Annotated in this window: 15 protein-coding genes; 1 reads left to right on the top strand and 14 read right to left on the bottom strand. The window is 48.5% G+C overall.

All coding sequences use genetic code 11. The features are described 5' to 3' along the window. Positions 1 to 73 precede the first annotated feature (73 nt). The 14 genes from FGT79_RS19865 to FGT79_RS19800 all read right to left on the bottom strand — a co-directional run bounded on the left by FGT79_RS19865 (position 74) and on the right by FGT79_RS19800 (position 19,954). Complete coding sequence (locus FGT79_RS19865; protein ID WP_138754572.1) at positions 74 to 1,114, bottom strand: NAD(P)/FAD-dependent oxidoreductase; 1,041 nt, start codon at positions 1,112 to 1,114, stop codon at positions 74 to 76. A 188-nt stretch (positions 1,115 to 1,302) separates the two neighbouring features. Continuing rightward, complete coding sequence (gene wsfD / locus FGT79_RS19860) at positions 1,303 to 2,736, bottom strand: glycan biosynthesis hexose transferase WsfD (protein WP_138754571.1); 1,434 nt, start codon at positions 2,734 to 2,736, stop codon at positions 1,303 to 1,305. Between the two features lie 171 nt (positions 2,737 to 2,907). Continuing rightward, on the bottom strand, positions 2,908 to 4,266 hold the full coding sequence (locus FGT79_RS19855) for a hypothetical protein (protein ID WP_138754570.1): 1,359 nt from the start codon (positions 4,264 to 4,266) through the stop codon (positions 2,908 to 2,910). Further along, positions 4,253 to 4,807, bottom strand: coding sequence for an RNA polymerase sigma factor (locus FGT79_RS19850; protein ID WP_246096508.1), 555 nt, complete (start codon positions 4,805 to 4,807; stop codon positions 4,253 to 4,255). The genes FGT79_RS19855 and FGT79_RS19850 overlap by 14 nt, the downstream gene beginning before the upstream one ends. A 502-nt stretch (positions 4,808 to 5,309) precedes the next feature. Beyond that, positions 5,310 to 6,623 (bottom strand): 6-phospho-beta-glucosidase, encoded by a 1,314-nt coding sequence (locus tag FGT79_RS19845; protein ID WP_138754569.1) that lies wholly within the window; start codon positions 6,621 to 6,623, stop codon positions 5,310 to 5,312. Beyond that, positions 6,620 to 7,600, bottom strand: coding sequence for an N-acetylglucosamine kinase (locus FGT79_RS19840; RefSeq protein WP_138754568.1), 981 nt, complete (start codon positions 7,598 to 7,600; stop codon positions 6,620 to 6,622). The genes FGT79_RS19845 and FGT79_RS19840 overlap by 4 nt, the downstream gene beginning before the upstream one ends. 148 nt (positions 7,601 to 7,748) lie before the next feature. Next, a complete protein-coding gene (locus tag FGT79_RS19835) occupies positions 7,749 to 10,046 on the bottom strand; it encodes a hypothetical protein (protein WP_138754567.1) in 2,298 nt (765 codons plus the stop codon). Between the two features lie 15 nt (positions 10,047 to 10,061). Then, on the bottom strand, positions 10,062 to 11,852 hold the full coding sequence (locus tag FGT79_RS19830) for an S-layer homology domain-containing protein (RefSeq protein ID WP_138754566.1): 1,791 nt from the start codon (positions 11,850 to 11,852) through the stop codon (positions 10,062 to 10,064). 37 nt (positions 11,853 to 11,889) lie between these two features. Then, positions 11,890 to 13,065 (bottom strand): response regulator transcription factor, encoded by a 1,176-nt coding sequence (locus tag FGT79_RS19825; protein WP_138754565.1) that lies wholly within the window; start codon positions 13,063 to 13,065, stop codon positions 11,890 to 11,892. Then, the gene (locus FGT79_RS19820) at positions 13,062 to 14,846 is read right to left on the bottom strand and encodes a cache domain-containing sensor histidine kinase (protein WP_171056339.1); all 1,785 of its coding nucleotides are present in this window, start codon (positions 14,844 to 14,846) and stop codon (positions 13,062 to 13,064) included. The genes FGT79_RS19825 and FGT79_RS19820 overlap by 4 nt, the downstream gene beginning before the upstream one ends. A gap of 59 nt (positions 14,847 to 14,905) precedes the next feature. Beyond that, complete coding sequence (locus FGT79_RS19815; protein WP_138754563.1) at positions 14,906 to 15,721, bottom strand: carbohydrate ABC transporter permease; 816 nt, start codon at positions 15,719 to 15,721, stop codon at positions 14,906 to 14,908. A 57-nt stretch (positions 15,722 to 15,778) separates the two neighbouring features. Continuing rightward, positions 15,779 to 16,669, bottom strand: coding sequence for a carbohydrate ABC transporter permease (locus FGT79_RS19810; protein ID WP_138754562.1), 891 nt, complete (start codon positions 16,667 to 16,669; stop codon positions 15,779 to 15,781). A 35-nt stretch (positions 16,670 to 16,704) separates the two neighbouring features. Further along, positions 16,705 to 18,033: an extracellular solute-binding protein gene (locus FGT79_RS19805; protein WP_246096507.1), complete on the bottom strand. Its 1,329-nt coding sequence runs from the start codon at positions 18,031 to 18,033 to the stop codon at positions 16,705 to 16,707. 184 nt (positions 18,034 to 18,217) lie between these two features. Further along, a complete protein-coding gene (locus FGT79_RS19800) occupies positions 18,218 to 19,954 on the bottom strand; it encodes an ABC transporter ATP-binding protein (protein ID WP_138754561.1) in 1,737 nt (578 codons plus the stop codon). 225 nt (positions 19,955 to 20,179) lie between these two features. Here FGT79_RS19800 and FGT79_RS19795 point away from each other — a divergent pair, with 225 nt between their 5' ends. Then, positions 20,180 to 21,622, top strand: a complete 1,443-nt coding sequence (locus FGT79_RS19795; RefSeq protein ID WP_171056338.1) for an ABC transporter permease — start codon at positions 20,180 to 20,182, stop codon at positions 21,620 to 21,622. The last annotated feature ends 14 nt before the right edge of the window (positions 21,623 to 21,636 follow it).

The raw sequence follows: 21,636 nt of genomic DNA, 5'->3' as shown, positions 1-21,636 counted from the left end.
CATTTATCTAGGGCAGAATCGCCATTTGCTCCGTTCAAAATGTATTCGCCTAATGGCCGTGCAGCTTCTTCCTCTATTCTTCCTCCACAACGCCCAGCGCCTTGTTCTTCTCCTTGAATCGCTCATTATGGGAGGAAACATATGCCACTTTCGGTGCTTCAGGGTCCATATACAGCTTCGCGCTGTTAACAGCAAGCGCAGCATCGGTAAACGCCCCCGCTATTAGATTGAGCTTACTATCAAACTCAGCGAAATCCCCTGCCGCGAAAATCCCCGGAAGATTCGATTCCAGCTTGGCATTCACAAACACATTCCAATCATCCATCTTCAAGCCCCAGTCCTTAATGCCGCTGAAATCGGCTTTCAACCCGTGGTTGACGATAACCGCATCCACCGCGAGCTTCTCACTTAGTCCCGTTTCCAGATGTGCAACCGTTACTTGATCAATCGCTTCACCGTTGCTGCTATATAGCTGAGTGACTTCGTATGGCGTCCTCACGTCTACGGAGGATTCCTTCATCTTCGCAATATTTTTCTCATGGCCACCGAATTGCTCGCGACGATGCACAACCGTAACCTGCTCTGCGATTGACTCCAGCTCGTTCGCCCAATCGACTGCTGAATTACCGCCGCCAGATATAAGCACCCGTTTCCCGCGGAATGGCTCCAGCTCTTGGACCGTGTAGTGCAGATTGGATACCTCATACCGCTCCGCACCTTCAAGCTCAAGCTTCGCCATCTTCAGAATACCGCGCCCGATTGCTAGAATAACCGTGCGGGTCCAATGCTTCACCCCTTCAGACGATTCCAGCATATAGGTACCATCCGCAAGCTTCTCTATACCATAAATCTGCTGGCCCAGTATTACTGTGGGTTCAAAGGTGTTCGCTTGCTGCTCCAATTGCGTAATGAGCTTTTCGCACAGAATCGGCGTAACACCGCCTACGTCCCAGATCATCTTCTCGGGATAAATGAGCATCCGTCCGCCCAGCTTCTCATTCGCATCTATGACCTTGGTTTTCAAATCTCTCATTCCGCTATAGAAAGCAGCATACATCCCCGCAGGGCCTCCGCCGATAATCGTCACATCATATAATTCTAATGATTCCGTCAAAATGGTTCCTCCTAAGCCTCTATTTGATATTAATTCTCATTATCATCTTATTGTAAGCTTCGCCCTTAAGCAATATCAATGGACAAACTGTAAGGATATTTTGTACAAATACTACACCGCTCTGTAGTCTTACCTCCGCACTCAAAAAAAGAACGGAAGCCGCTCTGGCCCCCGCACGCATTCAAGCTCTATCTATTCCAGCCGCCTCGCTTGGTGAACAAAGCCGTCAAGTGGTAAACCATCCATACGACAATCGCAACCAGCATCATATCAAAAACAACGTTGAACAAAAACAAATGCTTGCTCATATCCGCCTGACCGTCGCCAAGAATCGGAATGAGGAAGCTGAATATGCCCGTCAGTCCTAGCAGTATCATCAATTCAACTGCGATGCGCGAGCGCTTGTCCTCGCGTCGCAGCCATTCGAGCACTGCTGCCCCAAAGTACACTACATAAATAACGGCAATAAACCATAAAGCGTTCGGCAGATGATGCCTTTTGAACTCGCTCCATGCGCTGAAGGAATAGGCAACCGCTCCAGACGGCTTGCCTTCCGACTTCTCGAAGCTGCCTAAGTAATACGGTCTAATCGTCATGCCGTTCTTCGCTGCGTATTCCATCTTATCTATTAATCGAGACGGGTGCTTCATATAAAACAATAGTACATCCTTATGCGACACCCGGTCATAGAAGTCACTCTTTAACGAGGGATCATTCTGATTGATTGCAGTACCCGTCTGGAAGTAGTTCGTCCCAGCAAGCACCGACAAATGAGCGGGTAACCCAAGCTCCTTCAGGTCTCCCGCGACATCAGGCGATTCATTCAATATGCCGAAGAATACGGTTTGATACATATTGATATGCTTGAAATCCTTTGGCGCAGCCGCATACATCACTACGGAAGCGAAAAGAGTGAACACAGACAGCGCAAGCGCAAGCCTGCGCCAGCTTCTGTCTTGCTTCAATCTGGCGTACCGCAGACCAAGAAGGGCAAAGCCCGCACCGATCGGCGCATTCTGAGTTTTGGAGCAGACCAGAAAGAAGATGGATACAAAAAAGAGCACCAGCAGCTTGCTTGAGGGCTCCTCCTGCTTCGTGAGCATCAGCCCAAGACCGATTGTAAGCAGCAGAAACACAAACGATACGGGCTCGCCGAATAACGAATTAAAATACGCCAAATAACCAATATCCGAGAACACTAGCAGCATGAGCACAGCGAATACAACAGCCGTCCATACCGACTTGGTTTTGTTGTACTTAATGAGCAGATAGCCCGCAGTAAGCAGAAGTAAGGTATACATGCCGCCAAGAATACGAATATCAAATGCCGAGCCATTGAACAGCTTTCCGATAAACCTTGCTATAGCGACAATAATGAACTGCGTTGACGGATAAAATCCACGAAAAAAATGATCATATGCAAAATAGACATGTGCAAAACCAAAGAAACGATCCTCATATGACTCCAGTGCATCATAATAGTTCAAACCAGCAGATCCCATCATCCTTAAGAAATCGCCATTATCAGCAACGCCAATAAATACGCCTGTAAAAAGCAGCCATACCGCGACGATACCTGCAGCAATGACATACCCACTCTCAATCGTTAAAAGCTTTTTCATACGTTCCTCTCCTGCCCTATCAGCCTCTCCTTCTCATATGATAGACTACACCTAAATTCTAACAAAGAAGGAAGCAATAAACCCCATCGTACCCTTGCTTCCTTCAATCGTCAAGCATGCCGCTCACTCGTTTTCGGCTCAAGCTATACTTTAGAATCAACAACTTTACGGCTATCGGGCTATCCATTCACTCTCCATGTATAGCGACTCTCCGTTCTTATTAAGCGCCTCTGTCTGGAAAATCCCCCCCTGCTTCATCCACTCATTCGGCAAATAGGAGAAGAAGAACGCATCACCTTCCGAATTTTGAAGCAGCTTCAACGTTTTATACTTGCCCTCAGGATTCGTCAGTTGAATGGATGCGACCTGAGCATTTTTGACTAATCCAAATATATGAACTACGGGCGGGTTCTGGTCCGTGCTTGATACGGACCATTCGTGAGAGAACCATGCATTTTGACCAATTGAATTCTCTATCATCCCCTTCGATGCCGCAACGCTAAGTACCGTTGGCAAATAAGTACCATTCTGCGCTTGCCGGAGTGACGTGACTGCTAACCTGTAATCTGTACCGCCTTCATCAAGGCGTTTGCCAGCCATAAACATGACCCACTGATTGCCAGCCAGCTGCTCTTTATGCAGCATTTCCATGCGGGAATCAACCGTGTCTCCGTTGTAAATATCCCACCACTCCGCTGTTGTTAAATCATGAACGCTGCTGCTTCTGGTTGCTATATTGCCCTTTTCACTATCTATTTTAAGCAAAGAATCACCCCTACGGTTCAAGGCATCCGCATAGTAGGGAGCCTCTGACATGGAGGCAGATAACACCTTAAACCAGAATCCCTGCCCTTTGGAATCATATTGTACCGCCGCATCCTCCTGCAGCCCTTTGCTATCTGTTAGCTTTATTTCCGTTACACGCGAGTTGAGTATATAACCGAATGCTACTTGGCGATCAGGCCCCGCCTGCTGATGAAACGATTGCTTACTGAAGGTGATCCAATCATTGCCCGCTTCAAGCTCAGGCCACTGGCTTCTTGTTAGTGGGACCGATTCAGAAACCTGTGTTTTTTGATACTCCTTATTCTTGTCCAGCACGAACTCTGCTTGAATCAAGTGATAGCGGTAAGGCTCCATGCCCGCCTTCACCATGAACAGTACTTGAGTGTGATCAGTAACCTGCTCACGGTGAAGCACTTCAATGCCAGCTACAGAAGCCTCCCCTTTGAATAGGTCCTGCCACTGCGCATCGGTTAACGCCGAAGTCACACTTGCAGCTACTCCTGCCTGTCCTTCATTCTGGCTCTCAGACTGGACACCAACCTCCTTCAACCATTGATACCCATCTCCGGCAAACCAGATTACAGCCGCCGCCAAAGCACAGCCAGCAAGCATTACCGATATATGGCGAAGCAAAGTTCTTCTACGTGCCGGTAACACGATCTTATCCACTGCAACAATCGCTTGTTTCTCTGGAATCGGGCGTAGTCTAAGCGCATGCTCCAGTTCCATGTTATAATCTGTCATCACGTGCACCTCCTGCGAATCTTTTCGCTAATTTCTGTCTGGCATGATGAAGACGTGACTTCACAGTCCCGATCGGTACGTGGAGCAACGAGGCAATCTCCTCTTGAGCTAATCCATGATACGCATGCAGCACCATAACCTCACGATGCCTCATCGGAAGTTGAAGAACGAGTTTCCATGCTTCCGATGAAACCATTTTGTCTATTGCTTGATTCTCGGCTGAAGGAGACCTCCCTCTTCCCTCACTAACCTCGTCCATCAGCAGCACCCGCCGGAAAAAGCTGCTCTTTCTTCGATTAAGGCTGGTGTTGCGCGTAATCCGCAATAACCACGTTTTCATTGAGGCTTCTCCCCGATAGGTATGCATCTTCTCATACACTTTCAAAAACACATCCTGCACGACGTCATCAGCCATGTCCACGCTTCTGGTGATTGAGAATGCATAATCCCAAACCTCGTTCCTATAAACGTGGATCAGGTCATGCAATACCTGTTCACGGTCATACTCACCGGCAAGCGTGTTCAAATACGTGAAATCCAACTGGCATCCCCCCTATACCTTAACTGACATTACAACTGGCCTATTCGTTCACTTTTTTATGGAATAACTGATATCAAGGTGAAGCGGCTGTAGCCGTCCTTTAGCGGTGCGGTGAGTATCATTCCTAGAAATATAGAGAATGCATTGCCTAAGGATATACTTTTCTATATTGGAATATTAAACTTCATGCTAGTACAATCCCTCAGTACACCTATTTCTGTCAAAATAGGGAAATCCCTTTCGACCTGCTCTACATCCGTTGCATATAAAAAAGCTGATCTCAGGCATTTACCCTCTATCAGCTTGTTCTATAACGCTATCTTATTGCTTGCTGCACGAGCTGCTCATACTTACCTTTTTTGATGAAAAGATTAAACAGGAAATAACCACAAAGAGGCTGTAAAAGGTTACATTCCTAACCCTTCACAACCTCCATTACTATTGCTGTTATACCATTCATTTCCCTATCGTTTATTTCTTCTGCTACTTGCCTGCCAATCAACTATCCAAATTGAGGCAAATAACGCTGATGTGCCGTAAGCAATTGGTCAAGCACCTGCTTCGCTGCCGCCACCGAGCCTACCAACGGATGAATGCAAAGCGCCTGCAGCGCCTTATTATAGTCGCCATGAACCGCCGCTTCGACCGTCAGCTCCTCGTAGGCCTTCACAACCTGCAGCAATCCGCGTATTTGTGGTCCCGGCTGCTCGGATAGAGCGATTGGATGCGCTCCTTCAGCATCAATAACCGCATTGACTTCCACGCTTGCATCATCTGGCAAGCAGGCTATAATGCCATTATTGCGTACATTGACCGTTTGGATATCACCTTTGTTGTTATAGATGGCCGTCATCAGATTAACCGCAACCTCAGAATAGAATGCGCCGCCCCGCTGCTCCAATTGGGGAGGCTTAATGGCAAGCTGAGGGTCCTGGTACAGCTTGAACAGCCCATCTTCCAGCCGCATTACCGTTTCTGCCCTCGTTCCAACGGATTGCATCGCTGCAAACTGCTCTTCCAGCATCTCATCGCGCAAATAATAGTAACGGTGATAAGCACATGGCAAAGCTCCTAGCGATTGCAAAAATTGCGGGTCCCAGTCCAGATCGGGTATATTTCTCATCGTCATCCCGCCCGCCCCGGCCATCTCACGCAGAAATTGCTCCGTAATGTCTGTGCCCCGCACGATAATACGCGTGGTCCAATTCAGATGGTTGATCCCCACCCACTCCAACTGCACCTCGGACACGGGAACCTCGCACAGCTCTGCAATTTGATTACGCAAGCCAATTGGCAAATTACATAATCCTATCGTCTTTACGCCTCCGTACTTCAGCACCGCTTCCGTAACGATACCTGCTGGATTGGTAAAGTTAATCAGAAAGGCATCCGGCGCAAGCTCTCGGATATCGCGGCAAATCTCAAGAATGACCGGAATGGTCCGCAGCGCTTTGGCGAAGCCGCCCGCACCGGTCGTCTCTTGCCCAATCATTCCGAGCTCGGCAGGAATTCGCTCATCGAGAGAGCGAGCCGCCAATTGCCCTACGCGGATTTGCGTACTGATGAAATCGGCATCCTTGATCGCCTCACGCCGGTCGAGAGTCACGCGAATATCGACCGCAAGCCCCGCCTTCTCGAACATCCGCTTCGCCAGCTCGCCGATAATGCGCAGCTTCTCCGCGCCTGCCTCCACATCGACAAGATAAAGCTGCTTTATCGGAAATTGATTATAATTTTTAATAAACCCTTCCATAAGCTCCGGCGTATATGAGGAGCCTCCGCCAATGACCGCGACCTTTAAATCTTTATGTTTCATTCTTGATAGCCTCCATATTGTACAAAAATAGGTTCGAGCGCTTCCGTCTCATGAATGCCCGCTCGCTCCAGCGCAAGCATTACCGCGCCATACACAGGCGCCATTTCGGGAATGACGAGTTGATCATCATTGTTCTCCGACCGCAGCATCGCCTGCAGCTCGTTCATTAAGTGGGGGCTGCGCCCCTTTTGCAGCACGCTGCCAATCAGCACGATTGGATTAGGCCTGTCTTGGTTTCCGCCCAGCTTGCGGATTACGGCGTTTGCCGCCAGTCCAAGCTCTCTTCCCGTATCTTTCAAAATCCCTATAGCGAGCGTGTCTCCCTCAGCGGCCGCTTCATGCAGCACGATCGTCAGTGCTTCCGGTACGGTGGAGATGTCCTCGTCAAGCAGCCGCTCAATAGTAGTCCCCAGATGGTCATCGCCAAAGTAAGCCGCAACGTAATCAGTCAACTTGCTAGCCGCTTCCCGTCCTTCCCAAGAGCGAACGGCAGCCTGAAATGTCAGTGCGGCCAAATACTCCCCGCCTGCCCGGTCACCGAACAGCTCACCAAAGCCGCCTATCTGGACAATCTCCCCCTGGCTGCTTCGTCCGGCCGCATTCGTCCCGCTGCCGCAAACGAGCACGACACCGCTATGGCTCCTGCTGCCTGTCCGCAAGCCGATCATCGTATCGCAGACAACATCCCAGCTTTTGAACGAGATCGTGGCCAGTGCAGGCAACAAAAGAGAAAAGTCGATAGCGCGATCCGCTCCAGCAAGTCCATATTGTACAAAATCAATCTGTTCGGTACAGAGCCCCGCCTTTTCCAGTGCTAGGTCAATCGCCTCTTTGATGTGGCCTAGGGCCGCATCTATGCCAATCCGCTGATGATTGCCGCAGCCTGCAACTCCGGCTCCCAGCTTGATGCCTTGATCATTTACGATAACGGCATACGTTTTGCTGCCGCCACCGTCAACCCCCATTACGATAGCCATCGCAATCTCCTCTTTCCTCATGACGGCCAGTGTGTCAGGCTGAAGTCATTCTGATTTGGCTGAAACATCTGGTTTACGATAAGGAGAAAGCCTGGACGGCTAATCAGTCATAACGACCGACAGCGCCCAGGCCAGGTTACCGAAACCCTTATTCGCCTTCGATCATTCCATAGTAACGGCCCATCCAATAGGGAAGCGTAAACGCCGTTGAATTGCTCATATATCCATCGTTGTAATTCACGCCACCATATACGCCGTCGCTGACATTCTCATCCGCAACGAACGGATTTTTGTTGTATTTGTATATTTTGTTCTCATCCGGCGGAAGCACGCGGTTAAGGAGAAGCTCCTCTTCATCCCTTGCGCTGTAATCATCCAGATGCAGTACATCTTTGCGGGTTGAATTCATCACCGGTAGCTCAATGCGAATTTGCGGCGAGCGGTACATCATCCATACTGCCGACTCCAGGTCGACATCCGTGTTATCCTGATTCGAAAATTGGTAGACGAAAGTGTATAGCGGATTGAGCTCACGGCTCATATTTACCCACCATTGGTCCAAAATTTCTCGTAAATCCTTCACCCGACTGGAGGCTGGGTCCTCTTCCAGCTCCAGTTCAATCAATGGCATGAACGAAATCGTAAACAAATGCTCATCGGAGTAGTTAACGGATAGCGTCACATCCTGACGGGCGACGATGTCTTCGATCCTTGCCGGATCAGAGCTGTAGTCGTCAAACTCCATGTAATCGCGAGGAACGATATCCAGTCTCCGCTGCAAATGCTCTTTGGCGAAGCGAACGTAGCCTTTGCCGTTTTCCGTGCCGTCGTAGCTGTAATCCCACAGATTATTATATGCTTGCTCATACTGCGCATAGTGCTCGCTGTAATCCGCTTTGCCCTTCGTTAAATACATCGTCGTTTTCAAAAAGCTCATAATTTCAATCGCGTTCAGCGGCCCGTCTTCATAGCCATAAGCAAACTCCCCTGGATTTTCCGGATCATCCTTTAGAAAATAGGAAGCAAACCATTTGGACCATGTCGTGGAATTGCCATGCGCGTCAACGATTCTAAAATCATTCGTAAGGATATGGTTCATCATCCTGTCTGCGAATTGGACCGTCAGCTCTTTCAAGTGAGCATCTTCACTGGAAGATCCATCGAATAAATAGCGGTCTGCATAATAGAAGAGACTGAAATGGGCCAGCACTTCATCCGCCGACGTATCTGCCTTATAAATAATGTCCGTATCCGAAATGCCCATGTCGCGGTACAATGCCGCCAGCATCGGATCAAGATCCTCATTGATATCGGACTTCAAGCGCCAAGCGACGCCGGGCTCCAAGTAACCGACATTACGCGGCCCAGACACCGTTGTGTCGAATACAACAGGATAAATCCAATTCGGACCGTAATAATTTTTGGTTCCCCAATCCGTATCATACGTTCTTCCGGTCATCGCCTCGTATGCCTGCTTCGCTTCAAGGATTAAGTCAGGATCGGTAATCTGAAAGTTTTCAGCGCCTTTATCGCCAACAGCCTCGCGTGATTTCACCGCAAGCGCATATCCTCCTGCTCCTGCTTCCTTCACTTCGAACCATAAGCCGCTGCGCTGCTCCTCACCCTTCACGATGTAGGAACGCGTCGGGAAGCCGTCTGCGCGGCCAGAAATTTGATTCAGCAGCAGAACCGCCTTGGTTGCTCTTGTTGCTGCAGCTTTAGCCTCCACGCGTTCTTGCTCGTTTCCTTCGCGCAATGCTGTCTGGTAACGGAAAATCTCTCCAATCGCATATGCCGCTGTCCATAAGCCGTCATTGTCATTCGTTCTTGGCTTGCCCACATATTGTCCATTCACAATCGAATAATATTGATCCGGAATCATTCCGTTACGGTCATTGACCGTCTTCATGATGTTTTCCTGAATATCCGCTTTTTCCTTCAACGTCTTATTTTCCATAGCCAAATGGACAACGCCCTTGGCATTCTGGATCCAGACGCCGTTGCTGCCGTCGCTGTAGAGCCCGGTTACAACGTCATCGCCATTGTAGAGGTAGCGCGGGCCTGATAAATACTGCACGTAATCACGCGTATCCGCTTCACTGAAATTCATGCGCGTAACTCCGCTTTTTGTTCCAATCCAAAGGGTGTCGCCATCCTGCACGAATGCCGTCAACTGCTCTTCTCCGATTACTTTAAGAACCTGCAAATCGCTAGGTATCACCAAGGATGCTGCAAATCCGGCTAGAATTTCATCTTTGTCAGCTAGCGCCGAAAATTCCGAAGCGCTGTAATACTTCATGTCTTTCTGAGCCCGCTCCTCTAACGCGACGGGAGCAAATTTAGCGCTTGGCAAGGCTGCTGTGGCAGCAAAAGCGCTGAGCGGAATCGAAGCGAATACACTAGCGCCAATAACGGCCGATACCATTGACTTAGTCCATCTTTTCATCGTGAGCCCTCCTCGTTATTTTATGGACGATTTATATTTGATTTGAGATATAGAATCATTGGTCAGTACCCATATGACATCGCCTTCCACAAGCAGCGCTTGAATCTCGCCCTTGAAATGCTCATCCTGACGGAAAACCTCGACTTTGCCTGCATCCTGCTCATAGATGTTAAACCTAGTCAGCTCATTGGCCGAAGCTACCCATACTTTACCATCCGTATCCAATACGGATGCGACGATATGGTCATCGCTGACTGGGAATATCGACGGCTGCAGGGTCATCGTGTAATCAAGCGTTTTTTCACCAATCAGCACGAGATGATAGTTTCTAAGCTTCACAGGTACTTTCTGATCAGTAAAGCTAAAATATTTCACAGTGCCTACCGGATCCGGTGTTGGCGTTGGCGCTGGAGTCTCCGTCGGTTCAGTCGTTGGTGTTGGCGCTGGTGTTGCTGTCGGAGTTGGTGTAACTCCAGGTGTAGGCGTCGTGCCCGAGTTTCCGCCGCCAGTATTGCTGGCTGTTCCCTTCACTTCTTTGCCATTCACGATCGCCGTTAAGCCATCCTTTACGATAACCGTACTAACGCTTTGTTCAATCGTAACGCCGCTTGCATGAATCTCGGCTTCGTTCACCTTGCCTGTTCCTTTTATGGAGGAGATGCCGCTTAGCAATGCTTTTCCGATTTGCGAGGATGCGTCTACCGTTACGGTCGCACCAGAGCCGGTACTTTTGATTTCGAGCACCTCAATCTCCGCGTTGCTCAGATCTACTATTGCTCCGCTTTCAATGATGAGCCTCTTGATTTTCCCCGTAATACTGATAACTGCTGTGGAATCAGAAGGAGCCACCGTCACAGTCCCAATCGTATTCGGCGATTCGATCACCAACTTGCCGGAGCGTTGGAAGACAAGGTTAGACAGCGAACTTTCCCCGCTGATGACGACTCTTACCTGTGCCTGCTTGCGGTTTATGATCAATTGTCCTCCCACCGTCGTGCCATCGAGCATGACGCTGTTGACGCCGCCGCCTTCAACGTAAAGGTTGCCTTTAATTTCGACCCCCTTTAAAGTCGCATCACCTTCGCCAATTCCTGAAGTCAGATAGAGATTACCAGCGACCTTAGATTGATTGAGCAAAATGTCTCCTGCGTTCAATACTGCATTTCCATCCGCATCGCGATTGTAGGTACCCGCTGCATGAATCAGATAGCCCATCACATTATCGATCATAACTACGGCTTCCGCCCGCGTAATTTGCGCTGAAGGCGCAAATTGATTGCCGCTTCGTCCCTGTACGTACTGCTTCTCCAACAAAGCGCTAACCGCATCCTGTGCCCATGCCGCTACCGCTCGTCCGTCACTGAAGCCGCTGTACGCATTACCATTCTGGGCAGTCAGCCTGAACGCATTCGCCAGTACAACCGCAACCTCTGCCCGCGTAATGCTCGCATTGGGTTTCATTAGACCCGCAGCATCCCCCTGCACGATGCCGGCAGCAAACGCTTTGGAGAATTCGTCCGCATACCATTTCGTCGCTGCAACATCTGCAAATACTTGGGAAGAGGTGTCACTGTAATTGAATACACGATTGACCAATGCCACAAATTCGGCTCTCGTAATCGATTGATTTTCATTCAGATTACCCGTGGCATCCCCTTTTAGAAGCCCTTCCGAAACCCATTCCTGCAGCGTATCTGAAGCCCAATGCTTCGAGCTGCCGTCTGTTGCGGCGAATGCTGCAACGGAGAACAATAACGTACAAGCTGTCGTAAGCACGATTGCCGGTTTGCCGATTTTTCTCAACATCTACAATCCCTCCTATTTCTTGTTCAAAGCCTGATGATCAAAGACTCGTTTTGCTCTCTTGAAGCCTATATTCACTAGGGGTCATGGACACCGCTTTACGAAATACTTGCGTGAAATGCCTCATATCCTGATAGCCGACCCGCTCCGCAATATCTGTTATTTTGCAAGTTGAATGCTTTAGCAGATCCTTGGCCTGTTCGATCCGAAGCTGAATAACATATTCCTTATAGCCAATCCCATTAGTTTGTTTAAACAAATGGCTGAAGTAGACGGGATTCAAATACACGGCAGCTGCAACCTTCTCCAGCGTCAAATTATTCTGATAATTGTCCTGAATATACTTTAACGCCGTTTGAACAATCACATTGCTGTTAGCTTCAGGCAGGCCCAGCTTTTCTACTGTTTCCTCTGCTTGCGCTTGCATGAGTGTGACCTGCTTATGGATATGGTCAAAAGAAGCCACCTGCTGCGAAACCTGCAGCCGAAACGATCCTTTTAACGTTTGACCGAGCGCTACTTGCAGCTTAGCTAGTATGTTCTCTTCACTTAACGATGCAGAAGCGAGAAACACACCTAGCAGCGAGCGCTGGCCAAAGCTGACGCAAAACCCTTTCCCGCTGCTTCTCATCCAAGCCGACAGCGCTTCCTCCGCCAGCAAATGACTTTTGCGGGTGTCCTCTTCGGGAAGCAGACTAACCATAATCAGCCTGCTTCCCGCGTATTCCTTCGCAATCGGAGTCATATCGTAGTGGCCTGTATCAAGTCCAGAGGCCCAGCGCTGGAATACGGCTTCCCGAATGTAGTGCATATGACGGTCCAGTTGCTCTTGTTCCACCTTAAGCGATCGTTCGACGCGTATGGCCTCGTCCGCTTCCTGCAGCAATTCAATGACCTTCTGCTTGCCAACTGGCTTCAGCAAATAATCTTTCGCACCGTAACGAAGCGCCTGCTGCGCGAAAGAAAAATCCGAATAGGCGGAGATGACGATCCAACGAATGTTCTCAAAGTCTTTTTTCCCCAGCCGCAGCAGCTCCAGCCCACCCATTCCCGGCATCATGACATCTAGAAATACGATGTCGACCTCAGGCAGCCAAAGCAGCGCAGCTTCCCCGGAATCAGCAGTTTGTACGACAGCAGACGGAAAGGCAGCCTCGATCGTCCGTTTCACCCCATTGCGTATCGTCGGTTCATCATCCACAATCAGAATCCTCATAACGCTGCCTCCCTGTCTGCACGCCGAGTTCCTTGGAACGGCAAAGTGATAATGACCTGTGAGCCTTGGCCAACAGCAGATCGGACCGAAAGCCCGTAGGCCGTCCCGAAGCGATAGGCAAGCCTGCGATGAACATTAGCAAGCCCTACACCAGATCGCCCGCCCAAAGGTACAGAATTTTCAAACATTTCGTTCATGACGTCGACCTTCTCTGGCGCAATGCCGATACCATTATCCTCGATGGTAATGACAAGAAGCTGGTCCAGACGCGCGACTGAAATTCGGACGACCCCTCCACTACCCGAATGACCAATGCCATGGATGACAGCATTCTCGACGATTGGCTGCAGCGTCATCTTAGGGAGTGTCAAATCGAGACCATACTCTTCTCCTTCGAATTCGAATTTCAGCTTATCGCCGAAACGGGCCTGTGTGATTAGAGCGTAGCGCCGAATCTGCTCCATCTCCTCTCCAAGCGTGGCGGAGGAGCCATTCGACCAATCACTGCTATAACGAAAAATGCTGGATAAGGCCAATACGACATTGCCCAAATATTCATTGTCCTTCTCATCGAGCATCCAATACACCATATCGAGCGTATTGTAAAGAAAATGTGGATTCACTTGCGATTGCAGTGCGTTCAGCTGTGCAATTTTCTCACTCTCAGAAACCTGATTGTTCCATTCAATCAGCTCGTTAATGCGCCGTACCATCTGATTGAAGCCCTCGGTCAGCAGCTCGGTTTCCTTGAATGATTTTCGAACAGGAACCTCCTCGAATTTCCCTTGGCCCACGAGTCTCATATGTCGCATTAATTGTTTGAGCGGTGCCGTAAACGTAACCGAGACCAGTAAGGCGAATACGAGTGATACGACAAGCAATCCAATGGTCAAACCCGTCAGCAGCCGCTGAATCGTATTAATCTCTACCGTCAAGTCGGATATCGGCGTCAAGCTTACCGCATACCAATTGTTCGTACTCAGCTTGGACACGACAATCTGCTCATCACCCGCAACAAAGCGGCTGGACGTAGCATTCTCAATCATCGGCAGCGTAACGCTCGGCTCCGACTGGAGCAACGATACATCCAAATGGGCAATAATTTGGTCAGACTCCGCAAGAAACGATATCGTATGATCCGTGACGTTCATATTGCTGAGTATCGTCTGCAGCGCGTTCGGCTTAATCTCGATCAGCACCATGCCGATCGAATGGGATTTGTGCAAATCCGTCAGTTTCCTTCCAAATATGAATACAGACCCCTGCTCGTTCTGGTCGATAACCGAATGCTGTCTCATACCAATCCATACGGTTTCTCCGGCAGATTGCTTAATCTGCTCATACCATGCTCGGCTGGCATATTCTGGATCAATCACTTGCGTGCTGCTTCCATAGCTGTACAAGCCATGGTCTAAATTAAACAAGTGGATGCCCAGAACATCATCCCAAGAATAGTAGATAGAACCCAGCGCATTCGTAATGGTCCTCTCGTTGATTGCCTTTACTGCTGAATTGGGCTCTTTTTTGCCGAGCAAACGTTGAATATCGGTGTTGGTGACAATGGATCGACTTAGGCTGTCATAGCCCTTCAGGAGCAGCTCCACATGCTCGCGGGCCTGGGACACGTTTTTGTACGCCGCATCGCCAAGCATACTGTTGATCTGCTCGGTAGATCGTTTCGAATACGATAACGAAAATACGATTAGCAGGCAGAACGAGCATGCTGAGAATAAAAGAAATAACCGTGTGCCAAATGAACGAAACTTGAACATTGTCATCATTATTGAACACCTTTTTCGTAGCAATATAATGAATAATGTTCGCATTATAACACGATATTTCAGCCTTTTATCGCTCCCGCAACCATTCCTTTCGTTATTTTTTCAGACAGTATGAAGTAAATGGTTATAACTGGTATTGCACCCATTATTAAATAGGCTCCAATCGCTCCATGATTCGTTGAATACTGGCTGAAGAAGCTGTAAATCCCGAAAGGCAGTGTTTTCAAGCTGATTTTAGAGATGAACGTCGATGCCAGAATATACTCGTTCCATACGTCAATGAACGTCAGAATCGTTACGGTCATGAGCGGAGGAGCAATAATCGGCAGCATAATGTTAAAGAAAATGCGGTAAACCGACGCCCCATCCATGCTCGCGGACTCCTCGATTTCACGAGGCACCGTCCGGAAGAAGCCCGACAGGATGAAGACCGCGATCGGAATCGCAAAGGCGATGTACGGTAGAATAAGCGAGAGATGCGTATTCAGAATGCCAATATTTTTAAATATGACCACGAGCGGCAGCAGCGTCGATTGAATCGGAATCATGATCCCGATCAAGAACAACAGCATGACTGCCTTGCCCCATTTCCAATTGAACCGAGTAATTGCATAGGAGACCATTGCACTTAATACCAAAGTGAACAGCAGCGTAATACTCACGACGATTAGGCTGTTCATTAAATATTGCAAATAATGACCCGCGGTATAGGCCGAGGTATAATTGTCCCACTGCAGTGCAGCTGGCAGCGACATAAATTGCCCCGACATAATCTCCTTATTCGTCTTGAATGAATAAAGCAGAAGCCATACTAACGGATACACCTGTGTTATAAAAAGAATTGAAAACAATATCCATACTGCTATTTTTCTCATTTCCGTCCACCTCACTGCCTGTTATTCCTTCCCATGCTTCCCGGACATGATAACTAACTACTGCATGCTGTCTTCGGAGCTTTTGAACAATTTATTGAGCAGCACCGTTGCCAGCAAGCATTCCACGACCAGGAAGATGGAGATCGCGCTCCCGTATCCGTACTCTAGCGCCGCAAATGTCTTATTGTACATATGGGTCGAGATGACCTCGGTCGCATGTGCCGGGCCGCCCGCGGTCATCACCATTACCATGTCGAATACCTTCAAGGAACCGATTACGGCTAGAACCATCGAAATTTTGAAGACAGGAACGACGAGCGGGAACGTGATGTAACGGTCTGCTTTCCAACCGTCCGCGCCATCGATTTTGGCTGCTTCGTAAACCTCCTGCGAAATATTCTGAATACCGGTAAACTGAATCAGAATATGGTAGCCCAGATACTGCCAGAGCGATACGAAGAACAAAGCAAAAATCGATACCTCAGGATCAGCAAGCCACGTTCTCGTCCATGATTCTAACCCTACAAAATCGAGAGCATTGTTCAGCAGTCCGCCAAGCGAGGCCGGATTGTAGATCGATTTCCACAGCTGTCCGATTACGACCACCGAAAGAATGACCGGCAGAAAGTAACTCGAAACGAGGAAATTTGGCTTGCGCACATAACGGGTCAGAAGCACGGCAATGAGCAAGGCGATAGGAATCTCAGCCATCGAGAAGAATGCAAACATAATCGTTCTCCACACCGATGGCCAAAAGACAGGATCATGAGCCAGCATCGTTGAATAGTTGGACAGGCCGACAAACAGCTTCTCTCCGATGCCATTCCACTGGAACAGGGAATAATAGGCGGCGACGGAAATCGGTACGAATACGAGCACCACATATAAAATCAGACAAGGGAGAACGAAAACCGAAAGGGTTAGTTTTGAAATTTTGGCGGCGTGCATCGAATTATCCTCTCCCTTGCTTTAGCTGATTTCGTTTACTGGTTGTTGGCTGCAAATGCATTCTGATGCTCTCGAGCGGTATCTTCCGGTGGAATGGAGGATACGAACAGATTCTGAATACTGTTAAGATGCGTCTGTGTCGTACTTGGATCCATCGTATTATCGAAAGCAATATCTCCGCCTTTTACCTTCTTAAAAATATCGAGTACGTCAATCGCCAGCTGCGAATACCCGGCTTGTGCAAAATCTCCTTGCACAACTTGTGCCACGCCAACTGCGTTTTTGAATTCAAACGATACCTTCGGATAATTGGTCATAAAATAATGAAGGAAATCCTTCGCTTCTTCCAGATGCGCACTGTTCGCTGACAAGGCGAAGCCTGTGCCCGGGCCCAGCATATATTCATCCAGATCACCTTTACCGTCTACTGTAGGGAAAGGGAATACACCGACCTTCCCTTTAATCTCTGCGTCATCCATTGCCCCAGTCGCCCAAGTGCCCATGAAATACATAGCCGCCTTGCCGGATGTGAACAGACTCTCCGCAGAATCATAATCGTAGGAGGTTGCCCCTTCCTGGAAGCCCTTTGCTTCAATGAATTCGCGGAACTTCGCAACCGATTGAACAAATGCAGGGTCCATGAAATCCTTTGTTTTCGCTTGAACATCGCTCAGGTAGCCCGGCCCAGCCAGACGAAGGAGGATATTCATGAAGAAGTAGGAGCCGGTCCACGTTTCTTTCTCCCCTACAACCATGGGAATGATTTGTTTTCCATTGAACGTTTCTGCCGCCTTGATCAAATCATCGAACGTCGTTGGAATGGCTACGCCTGCCTGCTCGAACAGTTCTTTGTTGTAATAAATGACGGCAATGTTGTTGCCATCAGGCAGCGCGTACACGTTATCGTCGAACGTATAGTAATCTAAAATACCTTTATGGAAGCTTGCACCGAGACCATCACGGTCTAAAATATCATTGAGAGGCGCCAGCTTGCCGCCTTCGACGAATGGCGCCATCTGCGCTGCTGCGTTCACTACCGTTATATCCGGCATATCATTGGATGCCGCTTGCGTCTTAAGTTTAATTTTTTGCTGGTCAATATTCAGGGAATCTACTTCGATCTTAATATTCGGGTTGGCTGCCATGTAATCATCCGTAATTTGCCTCATTACCTTGTGCTGGACATCAGTAGCATCGGGATAATGATTCTGGAAGGTCAGAGTAATCTGTTTCTTTGAACCTTCGCCCTCCTTAACGACCGTATCCGGCTGCTCCGTACTACCATTGTTTCCGCTGCATGCGGTCAACACGAATAACAGGCTGCACATGAACAGTAAAGCAGACTTTCGTTTTGCATGTTTCAAACCTTTCGTCCCCCTTGTCGAATGTTGTCATTCCTAGCTCTAATTATGGGCTGGCCGACCGTCACTGACTATGCATAAACTATAGAGAGAATGTTCAATTATTATAGAAATGTAAAGAAAACAACCCCTCAGGCATACAAAACAAAAAACGGCCTTCCTGTAATTGGAAGACCGTTCTCAATGTTTAATTGTCTGCAATTGCGACCCAGTGCCCCTTCCTCACTTCTACAAAAGTAGAGTGCTCCAGCCCGTAGGGATCGGCCTTGGCGGCTTCAGTATGCGGAACTGCCTTCTTCTGCGATTCGACCTTTGGATCAGGTACCGGAATCGCTGCGAGCAGCGACTTCGTATAAGCATGAATCGGGTTGGCGTACAGCTCCTCACTCTCGGCAAGCTCAACAATCTTGCCTTTGTACATGACCGCTACCCGGTCGCTTATATGCTTGACCATGGACAAGTCGTGAGCGATAAAGAGGTAGGTAAGTCCAAGCCTTTGTTGGAGTTCCTCAAGCAGCTTCACAATCTGAGCTTGAATGGAAACGTCCAGCGCCGATAATGGTTCATCGCATACGATAAATTCCGGCTCAACAGCTAGTGTCCGCGCGATGCCAATTCGCTGTCGCTGACCGCCGGAGAACTCATGCGGATACCGAAGCGCATGCGACGCATCCAGGCCCACCATCTCCAGCAGCTCCTCGACGCGTCGCTGACGCTCCTGCTTCGAAGAAGCTATCCCATGCACATCGAGCGCTTCGCCGATAATATCAACGATGCGCAGCCTCGGGTTCAAGGATGCATAGGGATCCTGGAATATCATCCCCATATGCCGCCTCATTGTCTTCATCTCCGTGCGGTTCAATTGCTGCAGCGGAATACCCCGGTATAGAACCTCGCCTCCTGTTGGCTCATTTAGACGAAGTATTGTACGCCCCGTCGTGGATTTGCCGCTTCCGGATTCTCCAACCACGCCAAGCGTCTCACCTGCCCGAATGTCGAAGCTAATATCATTAACGGCTTTAACAATCTGTCCTTTGCCCATATCGAAGTATTGCTTTAACGACCTTACCTGGAGCAGGGGCACGCCATCTTCTGGGCGGGACAGCTTCGGAGCAGGCTTTGGTTTTTTCTTCTCATCGAGCCGCGGCAAGGCGCTCAGCAGCTTCACTGTATATGGATGCTGGGGATTCGCGAATATTTGCTCCGTCGTTCCCGTCTCAACGATCTCTCCATCTTTCATGACGACGACGCGGTCGCACATGCCCGCCACTACGCCAAGATCATGTGTAATCAAAATAATAGAGGTACCCAGCTGCTTCTGTATGTCTTTCATCTGATTAAGAATCTGTGCCTGAATCGTCACATCAAGCGACGTTGTCGGCTCGTCCGCAATGAGCAGCGAAGGACGGCAAGCCAAGGCGATAGCAATCATTACGCGCTGACGCATACCGCCGGAGAATTCATGGGGATACTGTAAGTAGCGAGCTTCACTATTCGGAATGCCCACGAGCTTCAGCATCTCGATCGCTTCTGCTTTGGCCTGCTGCTTGTTCAGCTTCCGATGCTTCATTAAGCTTTCCTCAATCTGTTTGCCGATCCGCATCGTCGGATTCAGGGAGGACATCGGGTCTTGAAAGATCATGCCGATATCTCGGCCCCGGATAGCCTCCATTTCCTTGTCGGATTTGTACGCCAGATTCTGGCCTTGGAATAAAACCTCACCGTTCTTCACCATAGAAGGCGGCGAGGGAAGCAGCCTCATAATCGTCCTAGCGGTGACACTCTTCCCGCTCCCAGATTCGCCGACGATACCCAGCGTCTCGCCTTTATGAACTTCAAAGCTGACATGACGAACCGCTTCTACTTCTTTGTCATGAGAAAAGAATGAAACAGATAAGTCGTTAACTTGGAGTAATGTGTGCATATTGTCACCCGCATTGTTATTATTTTCCAATAAAAGTTATAAAGATTTCAAAAAGTAAGTTACTAAAACATTTCTCATGCTTATTATATATTGTATAATGATTAAAGTGTTATTCCAACAGGAGGATTTAAGGATATTGACAATTTTCAATCCTTAAAATAAAATCTACTATATCGATCGGAATAATGCAATTAAAAAAGTTTGAACGAAAAGGAGCGGACTAGCTTGATAGGGCACGCTACTGCAACGGGTAATGGCTATGCTGATCGTTTGGCCGCCACATACCGCAAAATATTATTACATCCAACCTATAGGCTGCTTATTCTGCTTGCGGGAGCACCCGTGACTATTATTGTCTATGTGGCGTATCTACTACTCAAATCTAAAAGTGGTTATACAAGCATCGTCGAGGAAACGAGAAACAAGCTGCTGAAATCGGGTTATCTTGACGAGCTGCTTCTAGAAGCAAAGGATCAACTGGAGCGCAAGCATCGCTTCTTCGGACAGACGGTCAATACAGAGCAAACGGCTCGGGAGGCAAAGCAGCTAGCTTCACAGAAATTCGAAGAAACGCTGCAAGTGCAGTTAAAAGAACGCCTTTCTGAAGAAAGCGGATTAAAAATCACGTTCGGTGACACTTACCACTCATTAGCAATGAACCCTTTCTTCTTGGTTCTTTCGGTTATTATTGGATTGCCCATGTATCTGCTGATGGCTATCTATGCAAATCCTTATGTGAAATATATCGCAGAACGGCTGTTCATGGCCATTTTCGTTATTTTTGGAGTCGCATTCCTCGTCTTTACGATTCTTTACATCTCGCCGATGAATCCGGCTGCGAATCTGCTGGGGGAGACAGCAACTGCGGAACAAATCGCAACCTTCAATCATATTTACGGGTTGGATCAGCCTTACCTTGTCCAGCTATGGAACACGATTAAGGGCATATTAACCTTTGATCTTGGCAAATCATTTGCCGGCAACGAGAACGTAACAACAGCAATCGCGAATAAATTTCCAGTTACATTAACTTTAACGTTTATTGCCACGTTGATTGCTGTTCTAATCGCTCTGCCGATCGGGATCATATCTGCTACAAGGCCGAATTCTTTTCTCGATTATACCTTTATGTTTATTGCCTTGCTCGGATTGTCCATTCCTAATTTCTGGCAAGGGCTTATATTCATTCTAAACTTCTCTATTAAACTGCCCTGGTTGCCCGCTACTTATAATCCGAACAATTGGCTGTCTGCAATTATGCCAATTGTTGTACTAGGCACTGGACTGACAGCAGCTGTAGCCAGGATGACGCGTTCTTCCACGCTCGAGGTCATCCATGAGGATTATATTACGACTGCCAAAGCAAAGGGACTCGCTCGCAGACATGTGCTTTGGAAGCATGCTGTCGGCAATGCGCTTATCCCGATTATTACCGTTATCGGCTTGCAGTTCGGCGCTATGCTCGGCGGAGCAGCCGTAACGGAGAAAGTGTTCAATATTAGCGGTATCGGAAGCTATATCGTAGATAAGCAGTTCATACCTGATATCCCAAGCATTATGGGCGGAGTTGTCTATACCGCCATTACGATTTCCATCGTAAATGTGATTGTTGATTTGCTATATGCGTTCTTTGATCCGAGAATTCGTTCCAAAATGAAACAATACTAAAGCAGGTGCTACTT

Source organism: Paenibacillus sinopodophylli (assembly GCF_005930355.1).
In the GTDB taxonomy this organism is placed as follows: domain Bacteria; phylum Bacillota; class Bacilli; order Paenibacillales; family Paenibacillaceae; genus Pristimantibacillus; species Pristimantibacillus sinopodophylli.
The sequence above is the reverse complement of the archived record's forward strand: the minus strand, read 5'-3'. Positions and strand labels throughout refer to the sequence as shown.